The organism is Azospirillum brasilense, from assembly GCF_007827815.1.
Taxonomy (GTDB): Bacteria; Pseudomonadota; Alphaproteobacteria; order Azospirillales; family Azospirillaceae; genus Azospirillum; species Azospirillum brasilense_C.
Genome location: NZ_VITH01000008.1, coordinates 91,880 through 105,944 on the forward strand (window position 1 = coordinate 91,880; position 14,065 = coordinate 105,944).

Annotated in this window: 14 protein-coding genes; 4 read left to right on the forward strand and 10 right to left on the reverse strand. The window is 66.8% G+C overall.

All coding sequences use genetic code 11. The features are described from left to right. Positions 1–63 precede the first annotated feature (63 nt). Positions 64–630, reverse strand: coding sequence for a phasin family protein (locus tag FBZ83_RS17575; RefSeq protein ID WP_145676519.1), 567 nt, complete (start codon positions 628–630; stop codon positions 64–66). A gap of 366 nt (positions 631–996) precedes the next feature. Here FBZ83_RS17575 and ald point away from each other — a divergent pair, with 366 nt between their 5' ends. Next, positions 997–2,115 carry an alanine dehydrogenase gene (gene ald / locus FBZ83_RS17580; protein WP_145686324.1) on the forward strand — a complete coding sequence of 373 codons (1,119 nt, stop codon included), beginning with the start codon at positions 997–999 and terminating at the stop codon, positions 2,113–2,115. A gap of 50 nt (positions 2,116–2,165) precedes the next feature. Here ald and FBZ83_RS17585 read toward each other — a convergent pair whose 3' ends face one another. From FBZ83_RS17585 to FBZ83_RS17620, 8 genes are all read right to left on the reverse strand, one after another. Continuing rightward, positions 2,166–2,843, reverse strand: coding sequence for an L-2-amino-thiazoline-4-carboxylic acid hydrolase (locus tag FBZ83_RS17585; RefSeq protein ID WP_145686326.1), 678 nt, complete (start codon positions 2,841–2,843; stop codon positions 2,166–2,168). Positions 2,844–2,889: 46 nt separating this feature from the next. Further along, positions 2,890–3,873: a branched-chain amino acid ABC transporter permease gene (locus FBZ83_RS17590; protein ID WP_145686328.1), complete on the reverse strand. Its 984-nt coding sequence runs from the start codon at positions 3,871–3,873 to the stop codon at positions 2,890–2,892. 3 nt (positions 3,874–3,876) lie between these two features. Continuing rightward, on the reverse strand, positions 3,877–4,764 hold the full coding sequence (locus FBZ83_RS17595; protein WP_038527753.1) for a branched-chain amino acid ABC transporter permease: 888 nt from the start codon (positions 4,762–4,764) through the stop codon (positions 3,877–3,879). Positions 4,765–4,870: 106 nt separating this feature from the next. Next, complete coding sequence (locus FBZ83_RS17600) at positions 4,871–6,085, reverse strand: ABC transporter substrate-binding protein (RefSeq protein ID WP_145686330.1); 1,215 nt, start codon at positions 6,083–6,085, stop codon at positions 4,871–4,873. A 43-nt stretch (positions 6,086–6,128) separates the two neighbouring features. After that, positions 6,129–6,851 (reverse strand): ABC transporter ATP-binding protein, encoded by a 723-nt coding sequence (locus FBZ83_RS17605; RefSeq protein WP_145686332.1) that lies wholly within the window; start codon positions 6,849–6,851, stop codon positions 6,129–6,131. Further along, positions 6,844–7,599, reverse strand: coding sequence for an ABC transporter ATP-binding protein (locus tag FBZ83_RS17610; RefSeq protein ID WP_145686334.1), 756 nt, complete (start codon positions 7,597–7,599; stop codon positions 6,844–6,846). Before FBZ83_RS17610 ends, FBZ83_RS17605 begins: the two co-directional genes overlap by 8 nt. Positions 7,600–7,932: 333 nt before the next feature. Continuing rightward, positions 7,933–8,406, reverse strand: a complete 474-nt coding sequence (locus FBZ83_RS17615; protein WP_014240398.1) for a MarR family winged helix-turn-helix transcriptional regulator — start codon at positions 8,404–8,406, stop codon at positions 7,933–7,935. 392 nt (positions 8,407–8,798) lie between these two features. Beyond that, the gene (locus tag FBZ83_RS17620) at positions 8,799–9,875 is read right to left on the reverse strand and encodes an enoyl-CoA hydratase/isomerase family protein (RefSeq protein WP_145686336.1); all 1,077 of its coding nucleotides are present in this window, start codon (positions 9,873–9,875) and stop codon (positions 8,799–8,801) included. Positions 9,876–10,045: 170 nt separating this feature from the next. On the opposite strand from FBZ83_RS17620, the gene FBZ83_RS17625 reads away from it, so the two are divergent. The 3 genes from FBZ83_RS17625 (at position 10,046) to hemB (ending at position 12,962) form a co-directional block, all read left to right on the forward strand. Then, positions 10,046–11,011 carry a diacylglycerol/lipid kinase family protein gene (locus FBZ83_RS17625; protein ID WP_247888345.1) on the forward strand — a complete coding sequence of 322 codons (966 nt, stop codon included), beginning with the start codon at positions 10,046–10,048 and terminating at the stop codon, positions 11,009–11,011. Between the two features lie 25 nt (positions 11,012–11,036). Beyond that, on the forward strand, positions 11,037–11,885 hold the full coding sequence (locus FBZ83_RS17630) for a metallophosphoesterase family protein (RefSeq protein WP_145686340.1): 849 nt from the start codon (positions 11,037–11,039) through the stop codon (positions 11,883–11,885). A 63-nt stretch (positions 11,886–11,948) separates the two neighbouring features. Further along, positions 11,949–12,962 carry a porphobilinogen synthase gene (gene hemB, locus FBZ83_RS17635; RefSeq protein WP_145686342.1) on the forward strand — a complete coding sequence of 338 codons (1,014 nt, stop codon included), beginning with the start codon at positions 11,949–11,951 and terminating at the stop codon, positions 12,960–12,962. A gap of 48 nt (positions 12,963–13,010) precedes the next feature. Here hemB and FBZ83_RS17640 read toward each other — a convergent pair whose 3' ends face one another. Beyond that, a complete protein-coding gene (locus FBZ83_RS17640; protein ID WP_145686344.1) occupies positions 13,011–14,039 on the reverse strand; it encodes a methyltransferase in 1,029 nt (342 codons plus the stop codon). Positions 14,040–14,065: the final 26 nt, after the last annotated feature.

The following is a 14,065-nucleotide window of genomic DNA, read 5'->3' on the forward strand; positions in this document are numbered from 1 at the left end:
AAAGAACGCCCCTGGACCGGCCGGTCCGGGGGCGCAAGGCCAGGATGGATCGTTGGTGAAGCGTCAGGCGCTGCGACGGGCGTGGCGCGCGGCCCCTTCGGCCCGCGCGTTCAGCCGCCGCACCGCGTCGTTCGCGGTTTTCGCCGACAGCTCCGAAATCTTGACGCTGCGGTTGAGCAGAAGTTCCATCTCGTCTTTGACCATGCTGCTCTGCGCCGCGTAGAGGTCCTGGACCGACCGGCTGCGCATCATCGCGTTCATGCCTTCGGCGTTGCGGGCCATCGCCTCCTGGGCGAAGCCCATCCATTCGCGCATGATGGACTGCATGCCATCCATCAGCACGGATCCGCACTGCGTCATGACGTCCATGTTCTCGCGGGCCTGCTGGGCGACCTCGCCCTGCGCTTCCGCGGACAGACCCATCATGCGCTTGAGCTGATCGGAGGTCTGACCGGCGACTTGGCCAGCGACCTGACTCGCCTTCCCCATCACATCGCTGGCCGTGTCGGCGCCGCGCTGGGTTGTCTCCGCGGCGGTTTCCGCCATGCGGCGGGTCGTGTCCTCGGCAACATTCCGGCCCTTGGCGGCGGTGTCGCGCGCGATGGTCTGCGCGTCCTTCTCTGAAGCCATCTGCCTTGCTCCTGGTTTCGTTCCGTCCGAATCGGACGCTTCCCCCATTTTTCTTAGGTGCCGCGATTTTTTGTGCAGTGCGACACAAGCATCCATATACCATGGTGGCGAAGAATAGTTCCACAACTCTAAAAACTAACCTTACCTACTTTTTTGCGGATACGAAGAAGTCTCCACCAGGATTTATTGCATAGAATTTTGCGTCAAATTTCATGCGGTGTTTTAGTCGATCCAAAGAAAATCGCCAGGCAGCGCTGTAGGCGAGATGCGGATGGCCCGAGCAGTCCCCAAATTCTAGGGCAAGCAAACCTGAGCCGGTGCGTTGCCCGTCCTGGTCCGACACCGGCCCACCCGCGGAGGATGCCCATGCTCATCGGCGTGCCGACGGAAATCAAAAACCATGAATACCGCGTCGGGCTGACCCCGGCCTCGGTCCGTGAACTGACGCATCACGGGCACAGCGTGCTGGTGCAGGCGGGAGCCGGCACCGCCATCGGGCTGGACGACGAGCACTATGAAGCCGCCGGAGCGGAGATTGTGCCGGACGCCGCAACCGTCTTCGCCCGCTCCGAGATGGTGGTGAAGGTGAAGGAGCCCCAGCCGCAGGAATGCGCGATGCTGCGCCGGGAGCAAGTCCTGTTCACCTATCTGCATCTCGCCCCCGACCCGAAGCAGACCAGGCTGTTGCTGGACTCCGGCGCCGTCGCCATCGCCTATGAGACGGTGACGGACTCCCGCGGCGGCCTGCCGCTCCTGGCGCCGATGAGCGAAGTGGCCGGTCGCATGTCGGTGCAGGCCGGCGCCCATTGCCTGGAGAAGGCGCAGGGCGGGCGTGGCGTCCTGCTCGGCGGCGTGCCCGGCGTGCCGGCGGCCAAGGTGGTGGTGCTGGGCGGCGGCGTGGTCGGCACCAACGCCGCCCGCATGGCCATGGGGCTGGAGGCGAAGGTGATCGTCATCGACAAGTCCCTGCCCCGCCTGAAGGAGCTGGACCTGCAATTCGGCGCCAAGTTGCAGACGCTTTATTCGACGGTCGACACGATCGAGGAGCATGTGCTCGACGCCGACCTCGTCATCGGCGCGGTCCTCGTGCCGGGGGCCGAGGCGCCGAAGCTGGTGACCAAGGCGATGGTGGAGCGGATGCGGCGGGGCGCCGTGGTGGTGGACGTCGCCATCGACCAGGGCGGCTGCTTCGAGACCTCGCACCCCACCACCCACGCCGATCCGACCTATCTGGTGGACGGGGTGGTCCATTACTGCGTCGCCAACATGCCGGGGGCGGTCGCGCGCACCTCGACCTTCGCGTTGAACAACGCCACCCTGCCCTTCACGCTGGCGCTCGCCGACCGGGGCTACCGCGCGGCGCTGGCCCGCGACCCGCATCTGCGGGCCGGGCTGAACATCCACGCCGGGGCGGTCACCTGCAAGGCGGTGGCCGACGCCCAGGGGCTGGCTTACCAGCCGGCGGAGGAGGCGCTACGGCTTTGAATGCCGTTCCCGGAGGGTGGCGACGCCATCGCCCCTCCGGGAACGGGCGCTCAGGCCGACCGCAGCGGCGAGAATCGGAAATCGCAGTGGCTGGCGCCGCCGGCCAGGGTTTGCGTTCTCTCCAAATGGATGCCGCGTGTCGCGTAGGCATCGAAGTCGAGACCGCAGATGTTCGGCAGAAGCTCCTTGTCACCGTGGCGGGCCGCGAATTTGCAGAAACCGCAGGCTCGGTAGTTGATGCCGAACGTGAAATCATCCCCCGGCCCCGGCTCGACGAAGTCGTAGACGAAATCCTCGGGAAACCGCTCTTCGCGGCTTTTCTCCGCCTGCTCGCGCAGAAAGGCTTGGTTTTCCGGCGACAGGAACTGTTCGCCCGCGGCGAGGCGGTCCGCTTCGGGCACGGTGAGCAGTTGGGCCTTGTAGGCATCCCGCTCGATGTCGCCGATCACGGACAACGGCACGCCGTGCCGCCGGAGCACCCGGCTGATGGCCATGAAGCCCAGGAGACGCATGAAGAAGTCGCTCATGCGGCTTTCCGCGCCCCCGACATAGGGCATCTGCGTGAGCACGATGGCGAACTCGTCCATCACCTTCCGCTTGATTCCCGCGATGCCGGATGGATCGACGTGCGCGCGCAGCATCCCTTCGGCAAGGTCGAGGCGCTGCCGCATCGCCGCTTCCATCGCGCCGCGATGGTGCTCGTAAAAGGAATGAATGACTCCGGCCATGCGCTATCTCCCCACACTCAATGGCGGCCGGTCGGGCGCGACCCGCTCACGGGCGCTTGTTTCCAAAGCGGGCGGCAATCTCCCCGACGATGCCGCGGCGGAACAGCAGCACGCAGGCGACGAAGATGACGCCGATCACCACCGGCACCGGCAGGTTGCTCGCCGCCAGATAATTCTCCAGCGTCACCACCAGCGCTGCCCCGACCACGGGCCCCAACAGCGTCCCGATGCCGCCCAGCAGGGTCATCAGCACCACCGCGCCGGACATCTGCCACTGCACATCGGTCAGAGTGGCGAGTTGGAAGACGATGGCCTTGGTGCCCCCCGCCAGACCGGCCAGCGTGGCGGACAGGACGAAGGCCATCAGCTTGTAGTGATCGGTGCGGTAGCCGAGCGAGATGGCGCGCGGCTCATTCTCGCGGATCGCCTTCAGCACCTGCCCGAAGGGCGAGTGGACGGTGCGCCAGATCACCGCGAAGCCGAACAGGAAGACCGCCAGCACCGTGTAGTACATGGACATCGACTGGCTGAGGTCGATCACACCGAACAGATGGCCGCGCGGCACCGCCTGGATTCCGTCCTCGCCGCCCGTGAACTTGAGCTGCAAGGCCATGAAGAAGACCATCTGCGACAGCGCCAGCGTGATCATGGCGAAGTAGATCCCCTGCCGCCGGATCGCCAGCGCGCCGAAGGCCAGACCGAGAGTCGCGGCGAAGGCCGTCCCCAGCAGGATGCCGAGTTCCGGCGGCAGCCCCCAGACCTTCACCGTGTGGGCGGTGATGTAGGCCGCCCCGCCGAAGAAGGCGGCGTGGCCGAAGCTGAGCAGACCGGCGAAGCCGATCAGCAGGTTGAAGGCGCAGGCGAACAGCGCGAAGCACAGCACCTTCATCACGAAGACGGGGTACAGAACGTAGGGCGCGGCGATAAGGACCAGCAGCAGCACGGCCAAGGCCAGCAGGCCCGGCATGGCCGGTCTTCCGGTGGCGGGGGCTGCGGTTTCGCGGCGGACGGCGTGAATCTCGGTCGCCATGGGTCACCTCTCCCGCCCGAACAGGCCGGCGGGCTTGATCAGAAGCACCACGGCCATGATGACGAAGACGACGATGTTGGACGCCTCCGGATAGAACACCTTCGTCAGGCCTTCCAACAGGCCCAGACCGTATCCGGTCAGCACCGCCCCCAGAATCGACCCCATGCCGCCGATCACCACCACGGCGAAGACGACGATGATCAGGTTGGAGCCCATCAGCGGCGACACCTGATAGATCGGCGCCGCGAGAACGCCAGCCAGCCCGGCCAGAGCCACGCCGAACCCGTAGGTGGCCGTGATCATCAGCGGCACATTGATGCCGAAGGCCTGGACCAGAACCGGATTCTCGGTGGCGGCGCGCAGGTAGGCGCCGAGCTTCGTCCGCTCGATGGCGTACCAGGTGGCGAGGCAGACGACCAGCGAGGCGACGACGACCCAGCCGCGGTAATTGGGCAGGAACATGAAGCCGAGATTCTGACCGCCGCGCAGCAGGTCGGGGATCGGGTAAGGCTGGCCCGACACGCCGTAGAAATGCCGGAACGCCCCCTCCACGATCAGCGCGAGGCCGAAGGTCAGCAACAGCCCGTAGAGATGGTCGAGCTTGTAGAGGCGGCTGAGCAGCGTCTTTTCCAACACCACGCCGAAGGCGCCGACGACCAGCGGCGCCAGCAGAAGCGCCCACCAGTAGCCGATCCCCGCCGTGGTCAGCAGCAGCCACGCCACGAAGGCCCCCAGCATGTAGAGCGCGCCGTGGGCGAAGTTGATGACGTTCAGCATGCCGAAGATGACCGCCAGCCCGAGGCTGAGCAGCGCGTAGAAGGACCCGTTGATCAGCCCCAGAAGAAGCTGCCCGAACAGCGCCTGGGGCGGGATGCCGAAAATGGTGGACATGTGCGGTTCGCCTCCGGCCCTTCTCCGACCGTTCTGCGCGGCGGGTGATCGCCCCGGCGCCCGTCCCCGCACGCGGCGGTGGACGGAACGCCGGGGCGGGCGGGGGTCAGCCCGGCAGCTTGCAGCCGCTTTCCGCCATGGTGGCGAAGGCTTCGTCGCCGGGGATGGTGCGGATGATCTCGTAATAATCCCACGGCCCCTTGGACTCGCTGGGCTTCTTCACGCGGGCCAGATACATGTCGTGGACCATGCGGCCGTTCGGCAGGATCTTGCCGTTTTTGGCGAACATGTCGTTGACCGGCATCTCCTTCATTTTGGCCGCGACGGTCGGCCCGTCATCGGTCCCCGCCGCCTCGATGGCCTTCAGGTAGTGCTTCACCGAGGAGTAGCTGCCGGCCTGCACCATGGTCGGCATCTTGCCGGTCTTGGCCTTGAACTTTTCCGACCAGGCGCGCTTCTCGTCGTCCATGTCCCAGTAGAAGCCGGTGGTCAGGACGAGGTCCTGCGCGACCTGGAGCCCCAGAGCGTGCACATCCGACAGGAAGATCAGCAGACCGGCCAGCTTCTGTTGCCCGCTTTGCGTCAGGCCGAACTCCGACGCCTGCTTGATGGAGGTGATGGTGTCGCCGCCGGCGTTCGCGAGGCCGATGACCTGCGCGCCCGACGACTGCGCCTGCAACAGGAAGGAGGAGAAGTCCGCCGTGTTCAGCGGCGCACGCACCGCGCCGACGACCGTGCCGCCGGCCTTCTTCACCTGCGCCGCCGTGTCGGTTTCGAGCTGGTGGCCGAAGGCGTAGTCGGCGGTCAGGAAGAACCAGCTCTTGCCGCCCTCCTTCACGATGGCCTGCCCGGTGCCGACGGCCAGCGCGCGGGTGTCGTAGGCCCAGTGGAAGCCGGTGGGCGAGCAGGCGTCGCCGGTCAGGCGCGAGGTCGCCGGCCCCTGCATCAGGAAGATCGTCTTCTTCTCGCGCGTCACCTCCTGCACCGCCAGGGCGACGCCGGAGTTCGGCACGTCGACGATGACGTCCACCCCGTCGCGGTCGATCCATTCGCGGGAGAGGTTGGAGCCGATGTCCGGCTTGTTCTGGTGGTCGGCCGAGACGACCTCGATCGGCTTGCCGAGAATCTTGCCGCCCACCTCCTCGACCGCCATGCGGACGGCGACCGCCGAGCCCTCGCCGCCCAAATCGGCGTAGAGGCCGGAGCGGTCGTTGAGGACGCCGATCTTCACGACGTCGCCGGAGATCTTGCCCTGCTGGGCCTGCGCGGAACCGACGGCCAGCGCGGCGAGCGCCGCTCCGGCAAGCAGACGTGCAATCATTCCATTCCTCCCGGTTCGAATTCGAGCGTTTCTGCTTGTTGATTCAGACACCCAGATACGTGTGCAGCTTCTCCATGTTGGCGGCGAGCTGGTTGTTCGGGATCATGTCCACCACATGACCTTCCTCCATCATGTAATGGCGGTCGGCGATGGTGGCGGCAAAGCGGAAGTTCTGCTCCACCAGCAGGACGGTGAAGCCGCGCTGCTTCAGCTTGCGCACCGCCACCCCGATCTGCTCGATGATGACGGGGGCCAGCCCTTCCGTCGGTTCGTCGAGAAGGATCATGGTGGCGCCGGTGCGCAGGATGCGCGCGATGGCCAGCATCTGCTGCTCGCCACCCGACAGGCGGGTGCCCTGTGTCGAGCCCCGGCCCTGCAGGTTGGGGAACAGCTCGTAAATCTGCTGAACCGTCATGCCACCGTCCTTCACGACGGGCGGCAGGGTCAGGTTCTCATCGACGTTGAGCGAGGCGAAGATCCCGCGCTCCTCCGGCACATAGCCGATGCCGAGGCGCGGGATCTTGTGCGGCGCCATGCCGATCAGTTCCTGTCCCTGGAAACGGATGGAGCCGGTGCGCTTGCCGACGATTCCCATGATCGAGCGCATGGTGGTCGTCTTCCCGGCGCCGTTGCGGCCCAGCAGGGTCACCACCTCGCCCTGGCGGACCTCCAGGTTGACCCCGTGCAGGACGTGGCTCTCGCCATAGAAGGCGTGGAGATCGGAAACCTCCAGCATCGCCGTCCTCACCGTTGCGCCGTCAGGCATGACCGCTCCCCATGTAGGCTTCCCGGACCTTCGGGTGGCGCGACACCTCGGCGTAGGGCCCCTCGGCCAGGACCTCGCCGCGGGCCAGCACGGTGATCCAGTCCGACAGGTTGGAAACCACGGACAGGTTGTGCTCCACCATCAGGATCGTGCGGTTGGCCGAGACCCGCTTGATCAGCGCCGCGATGCGGTCGATGTCCTCGTGCCCCATGCCGGCCATCGGCTCGTCCAGCAGCAGCATCTCCGGCTCCAGGGCCAGCGTCGTGGCGATCTCCAGCGCGCGCTTGCGGCCATAGGGAAGCTCCGCCGCCGGCCGGTGGGCATAGCCGGCCAGCCCGACATCCTCCAGCAGTTCCATCGCCCGCCCGTTCAGCCGGTCGAGCACCGATTCCGATTTCCAGAACTGGAAGGAGTTGCCGAGCGGCCGTTGCAGCCCGACCCGCACATTCTCCAGAACCGACAGATGCGGGAACACCGCCGAGATCTGGAAGGAGCGGATGATGCCCAGGCGCGCCACGTCCGCCGGCTTCACCGCGGTGATGTCGCGCCCGTTGAACAGGATGTTCCCATTGCTGGGTTGAAGGAACTTGGTGAGCAGATTGAAAACGGTCGTTTTTCCGGCCCCGTTGGGACCGATCAGCGCATGGATGGACCCCCGCTTCACCCGCAGGCTGACGTCGCGGACGGCGACGAAGCCCCGGAATTCCTTGGTCAGTCCGCGCGTCTCCAGAATGACGTCACTTGCCATATCCTCCCCATTCCCTGTTTTTCAGCAGCCTTCCGCGAGGCCGCCTGTTGTTTGGTTCAGGTTAGCAGCAATCTGTCACACGTACAGCTTACGGAAAGAACTTAATCCCGTCCATCCGGAAGCACTTATGGCGCGACAATGCGTTGCCGGACGGCGAGTCCGGAGGGGCAAAGGGCCCAGTTGGCGGCCGAAACGCGGGCATGAAAAAAGCGGCCACGCAGGGCCGCACACCGACTCGCGGCACGCCCCCGGACTCGAGGCCGGAAGCGTGCCTTTCTCTTTCGACGCAGGAGCCGGAAACCGCGGTACCGATACGACTCAGGCAGCCGCGGATCAGGCCGCCGAGGTCAGCGGAAAGCCGCTGTAGTCGAGCGACGCGGACCAGAAGCGTTCGAGCTTGCGCAGGGTCTCGTTCGCCTTGACCAGCTCCTCGTCGCTGAAGCCGGCCTTTTCCAGCGCCGTCAGGTGGCGCTCGAACATGCGGCTGATCTTCTCGCGGAGATCGAGGCCCTTCTCCGACAGGCGGACGCGCACCGACCGGCGGTCGTGCGGCGAACGCTCCTGCCCGAGATAGCCGTTCTCGACCATCTTCTTGACGTTGTAGGACACGTTGGAGCCGAGATAGTAACCGCGCGCCGTCAGCTCGCCGACGGTCATCTCGTCCTCGCCGATGTTGTACAGGATCAGGCTCTGGACGTTGTTGATGTCCTGGATACCGAGCCGGTCAAGCTCGGTCTTCAGCACCTCGAGAAAATGGCGGTGAAGCCGTTCGATCAAGAGGATGCTTTCATAATAGGGTTTGCGCACCGCGGTCTCCTTTGGCTCGTACCGGACATGGGCCGACCTGTGGCCTTTCCGGGGTCCTTAAGGGGAGATTAACCGATCATTGTCCGGCAATCACCTCAATAATGCCCCAAAAGCACAGCCCGGGTTGTAGAACAGCCTGGCCCTGCGGAATTCCCCCGTCCTGCCGTGCCAAGCCCCGTCGCGTGCCGGAATGTGCCCGGAATCCGGGCATCCCGGCGGCATTCCCGCCCGGCGAACCGGGCGGCAAGCCGACCCGTCCCACCCGACCTTCCATAACAACCGTCAGGTTTGAGACAAGTCCCGCAAGGATTTCCCTGATACTAACGCAGAAACACACGGAATGTGCCCGCATCCTTGCACGTCCTGGGTGCAATAAAGGGGAACACACCTCTTCATTCGGTAAAGCGCAAATCCCCGCCAACGGGTTCGGCGAAGTAACCGGCGACCTCTTCAGCCGTCACATCGGCGAGAGTGGCCGGCGACCAGCGGGGATTCCGGTCCTTGTCGACCAGAGCCGCGCGGATGCCTTCGTAGAAGTCATGGCGCTTGAGGAAGGCGAGGCTGAGGCGAAGCTCCTGGATCATGCAGCCGTCGAAGTCCAGCCGGGCGCCACGGCGCAACGCCTCCAGCGTCACCTTCAGGCTGGTCGGCGACACCCGCTTCAACGTGGCGAGCTGGCCGGTGGCCCACTCCGTGCCCTCGGCCTCCAAGGCGGCGACGACGGCCTCCACCGCGTCGTGGGCGTAGCAGCGGTCGATGGCCGCGCGGTTGGCGGCGACCGGCGGTTCGCCAGCCTCCTCACGATGGCGCGCGACCGCCTCGTCGGCGGGCACGCCGTCGGCCAGCTCGGCGATCAGAGACTCCAGCTTGGCGCTGGGGACGAAGGCGTCGGCGGCGCCGACCTCGATCATGTCGGCCGCCTTCAGCCGGTCGCCGGTCAGGCCCAGCCAGACGCCGACCTGCCCGGGCAGGCGCGGCAGGAAATAGGTGCCGCCGACATCCGGATAGAGGCCGATTCCCGTCTCCGGCATCGCGAACATCGTCCGCTCGGTCACGATCCGGTGCGACCCGTGCACCGACAGGCCGACGCCGCCGCCCATGCTGATGCCGTCGATCAGCGCGACATAGGGCTTCGGGCAGGTGTGGATCAGGCGGTTGAGGACGTACTCCTCGCTGAAGAAGGCGCGGATGGACGCGCCGTCGCCCTGCCCCGCCTTGGCGGCCTTGCCCGTCTCGTACAGGTTCACCACGTCGCCGCCGGCGCAGAAGGCCTTCTCTCCGGCGCCCTGCACGACGATGGCCTTGACCTCGGGATCGGCGATCCAGGCGCGCAGCTGCGGATCGAACAGGCGGATCATGCCCAGCGTCAGGGCGTTCAGCGCCTTCGGGCGGTTCAGCGTCACCAGCCCGATGGAGCCGCGGCGTTCGAACAGGATTTCGGCGATCTGGGGCTGGGCGGGTTCGCTCATGGTTCCGGTCGTTTCCATTTGTTCGTTTGTGGGGCGGATTTGTTGGTTTCGAGCGATGATACGGGCGGCGGGCGGCGTGTCAAACCGCGGTTTCGCAGCGCAGCGTCGCGGAACACCGCCCCGGCCTCAGCCGTTGCCGCACCCACAGTCATGAGCGGGACAGTTCCATGATGGCAGCCTCAGCAGCGCAAGCGTCACGTCAGGAAGGAGCGGGCCGCAAGACGGCCATCATCCTCAACCGGTCCGCGGGAACGCTGGCCGGACAGCCGATCGACGACACGGTGGCGGCGATCCGCAGCGCCTTCGAGCGGCACGGGGCGGAGGTGTCGCTGACCGCGGTGGAGCCGGCCGACTGCGAATCGGAAATCCGCAAGGCCATCGAGTCCGACGCGGAACTGGTCATCGTCGGCGGCGGCGACGGGACCATCCACACCGCGGTCAACATGATCCTGCCCACCGGCAAGATTCTGGGCATCCTGCCGCTCGGCACCATGAACCTGCTGGCGCGCGACCTGAAGACCCCGCTCGACCTCGACGAGGCGTACGAGGCCCTGGCCGCCGGGGAGGTGAGCAGCATCGACGTCGCGGAGGTGAACGGCGAGGTCTATCTGAACAGCTCCGTCCTCGGCTTCTACCCCCAGGTGGTTCAGGAGCGCGAGGAGAAGCGCAAGCGGCACCGCCTGCTGAAATGGCCGGCGATGGCGCTGGCCATGGTTCGCACCTTCCGTCGCCTGCCTCTTCTTGACGTGCGGATCGACTGGGGCGAAGGACCGCGCCGCGTGCGCACACCGATCCTCGTGGTGTCCAACAACCCCTTCGACGGCGAGGCGGGCAGCATGCTCCTGCGCCGCAACACGCTCGATTCCGGCAAGCTCGGCGTCTATGTGGCGCGGCAGCGCGACCCGTGGGGGCTGTTGCGGCTGATGGGGCGAACCGTGCTCGGAACTTGGCAGCAGGATGAGGAGTTGGAAACGCTGACGGCCACGCAACTGACGGTGCACAGCCGGCGGCGGCGGCTGAAGATGGTCAACGACGGCGAAATCCTGCAGATGGAGCCGCCGCTGAACTACCGCATCCGTCATAAGGCGCTGAAGGTCCTGCTGCCCAAGGCGGTGCCGGAAGGCGACGGCGCGTGACGGGAATGACTGCCGGGGAGGTGTCGTGAAGAAGCTCGCCCACATCTCGGACCTGCATTTCGGGCGGATCGACCCGCTGGTGGTCGACGGCCTGCTGGCCGACCTGACGGCGTCGCGGCCCGACCTGATCGTCATCTCGGGCGATCTGGTCCAGCGCGCCAAGGCCCGCCATTTCCTGGAGGCGCGGGCCTTCCTGGAGAAGCTGCCCTTCCCTTATCTGGTCGTGCCGGGCAACCACGACATTCCGGTCTACAACGTGGTGCGCCGTTTCCTCGACCCGTTCGGCAATTACAAGCGCTACATCACCAGTGACCTCAGCCCCTTCCACATCGATTCGGAAATCGCCGTGCTGGGGATCAACACGGCGCGCTCGGTCATCGCGGATTTTTCCGAAGGGCGCATGAACAAGGCGCAGATCAAGCGCGTGCGCGAGGTGTTCTGCGAGGTGCCCGACACCGTCTTCAAGGTGCTGTTCACCCACCACCCCTTCCTGCCGCCGCCCGACGCGCCGAAGACGAAGCTGGTCGGGCGGCACAAGCTGGCCCTGCCGGCGCTGGAAAGCTGCGGGGTGGACCTTCTGTTGGCCGGGCACCTGCACCGCGCCTATTCCGGCGACATCATGACCCACCACACCCAGGTTGCCCGCTCCATCCTGGTCGCCCAGGCCTCCACCGCGACCTCCACGCGGCTGCGCAACGAGGCCAACGCCTACAACCTCATCGCCATCGAACCGCCGCGCGTCACCTTCGAGGTGCGGTCGTGGGAAGGGGCGGCCTTCACCGGCGGCCTCGTCTCGCAATGGCGCAAGGACGGCCACCGCTGGGTCATGGAGATGCAGGACTCGGGATTCAGACCTGTGAGCGGTGCGGCTTGAGTCGCGGCGGCCATGCGGCGTAGGATCGCGCCGCAAGTTATAAGAGCACATCAGGTCCCCCGCATGTCCGCTTCGCATTTCCGGTCCCCGGCGTCCTTCCCGCGCACCCGGCTTCGCCGCAACCGCGCCGACGCCTGGACCCGCCGCCTCGTCGCCGAGAACCGCCTGACCGTGGACGACCTGATCTGGCCGGTCTTCGTCATCGAGGGGCAGAACCAGCGGGTGCCCGTGGCCTCCATGCCCGGCGTGGAGCGTCTGACCATCGACCTGCTGACCGAGGCGGTGGCCGCGGCCGGCGACCTCGGCATCCCCTGCGTCGCCCTGTTCCCGGTCGTCGGCGCCGAGGGCAAGTCGGAGGACGCGGCCGAGGCCTACCGCCCCGACAACCTGATGAACCGCGCCATCCGCGCGCTGAAGGCCGCCGTGCCCCATGTCGGCATCCTGGGCGACGTGGCGCTCGACCCCTACACCAGCCACGGCCACGACGGGCTGATGCGCGACGGCTACATCCAGAACGACGAGACGGTCGAGGTGCTGGCCCGGCAAGCGCTGTCGCAGGCCGACGCCGGCGTGGATATCGTCGCCCCGTCGGACATGATGGACGGGCGCATCGGCCTGATCCGCGACCGGCTGGACAATCATGGGCATGAATTGGTGCGGCTGTGCTCCTACGCCGCCAAATACGCCTCGGCCTTCTACGGTCCCTTCCGCGACGCGGTGAATTCCGGCGGTTTCCTGAAGGGCGACAAGAAGACCTACCAGATGAACCCCGCCAACACCGACGAGGCCCTGCACGAGGTCGCCCTCGACCTCCAGGAGGGTGCGGACATGGTGATGGTGAAGCCCGGCCTGCCCTATCTGGACGTCATCCGCCGGGTGAAGGACACCTTCGCCGTTCCGACCTTCGCCTATCACGTCTCCGGCGAATACGCGATGCTGCGCGCCGCCGCGCAGAACGGCTGGCTGGATTACGACAAGGCGCTGCTGGAGACCCTGACCGGCTTCAAGCGCGCCGGCTGCGACGCGATTTTGACTTATGGCGCCGTGGATGCGGCGCGGCGTCTGCAGGAAGGCTGACCCTTCCCCGCGGGGCCGCGCTGCGGCACGGCCCCGCTCGCTCTTCCGTTACTTCGGCGTGCCCTTCCACACCTGGAACTGCGGCGTTTCCAGCAGCAGATCAGCGTGGCCGAAGGCCGTCTTGAACAGCTTGCCCACACCCGCCGTCCGCTGGGTCACCGCGACCAGCGAGCCGCGCAGCTTCAGATACTGCTTGGTGCCGGCGACCAGAGCCTCCAGCATCCCGAAATCCTCGTCCTTGCCGCGGTGGAGCGGCGGGTTCGAGACGATCAGCCCGAAGCGCTCGCGCGCGCCGAGGCCGGCCAGCCCGTCGCTGAGCACGCATTCCGCGTCCGGCACGTTCTGGCGGGCGGCGTGCAGAGCCACCGCGTCGATGTCCAGCAGGGTCAGCCGGGCGTCCGGCGTGCGCTCCCGCACCGCCCGGGCGATCACCCCGGCGCCGCAGCCGAAGTCCAGGACGGCGGTGCCCGCCGCGATCTCCGGCAGGACCTGGAGCAGGCATTCCGTACCGGTGTCGAGACGGCCATGGGCGAACAGGCCGGGGTAGGACACCAGATCGAGCGCCCCGTCACGCCCCGGCAGCGGCAAGGCGACGGTCTCCCGCCAATCCTCCAGATTGCCCTTGGCCGAATCGCTGGTCCGGCGGGTTTCCAGCAGGCGGGCGCGGCGCTTGATGGTCAGCGTCTCCACGCCTTCCGCCAGCCCGTCGAATCGCTTCGGCGCGGAGGTGATGCCCTCGTCGTTGCTGCCGGCGATCCACAGCGGCGCTCCCGCCGGCAGGCGTGCGGCCAGGGCGTGCAGCGCCATCTCGAAGGCGGCCCAGCCGCGCGGCAGGCGCAGGACCGCGCCGTCGAAGGCGCCGTCCGCCGGCCAGGGCGTGGCCGGCTTGCCGTCCAGCCCCAGGCGGTGCCAGGAAACGACCTCCGCCCCGCCCTCGGTCAGGGCCTCTTCCATGGCGCCGTCGGTGTCGCCGGCCACCAGGATGCGGCCCTGCGGGCGGCGGTCGGCCAGGGCCTCCGCGGCGACGCCGGCCACGGTGGAATCGCGGTCGGTCGCGCGGTTGGACAATCGGCTCACAGGCTCTTTTCCCTTTATCCCCTGGT

Excerpts from the sequence above, each read along its gene's own strand:
- FBZ83_RS17575 (WP_145676519.1), bottom strand. The coding sequence starts at position 630 with ATGGCTTCAGAGAAGGACGCGCAGACCATCGCGCGCGACACCGCCGCC.
- ald (WP_145686324.1), top strand. The coding sequence starts at position 997 with ATGCTCATCGGCGTGCCGACGGAAATCAAAAACCATGAATACCGCGTC.
- FBZ83_RS17585 (WP_145686326.1), bottom strand. The coding sequence starts at position 2,843 with ATGGCCGGAGTCATTCATTCCTTTTACGAGCACCATCGCGGCGCGATG.
- FBZ83_RS17590 (WP_145686328.1), bottom strand. The coding sequence starts at position 3,873 with ATGGCGACCGAGATTCACGCCGTCCGCCGCGAAACCGCAGCCCCCGCC.
- FBZ83_RS17595 (WP_038527753.1), bottom strand. The coding sequence starts at position 4,764 with ATGTCCACCATTTTCGGCATCCCGCCCCAGGCGCTGTTCGGGCAGCTT.
- FBZ83_RS17600 (WP_145686330.1), bottom strand. The coding sequence starts at position 6,085 with ATGATTGCACGTCTGCTTGCCGGAGCGGCGCTCGCCGCGCTGGCCGTC.
- FBZ83_RS17605 (WP_145686332.1), bottom strand. The coding sequence starts at position 6,851 with ATGCCTGACGGCGCAACGGTGAGGACGGCGATGCTGGAGGTTTCCGAT.
- FBZ83_RS17610 (WP_145686334.1), bottom strand. The coding sequence starts at position 7,599 with ATGGCAAGTGACGTCATTCTGGAGACGCGCGGACTGACCAAGGAATTC.
- FBZ83_RS17620 (WP_145686336.1), bottom strand. The coding sequence starts at position 9,875 with ATGAGCGAACCCGCCCAGCCCCAGATCGCCGAAATCCTGTTCGAACGC.
- FBZ83_RS17625 (WP_247888345.1), top strand. The coding sequence starts at position 10,046 with ATGGCAGCCTCAGCAGCGCAAGCGTCACGTCAGGAAGGAGCGGGCCGC.
- hemB (WP_145686342.1), top strand. The coding sequence starts at position 11,949 with ATGTCCGCTTCGCATTTCCGGTCCCCGGCGTCCTTCCCGCGCACCCGG.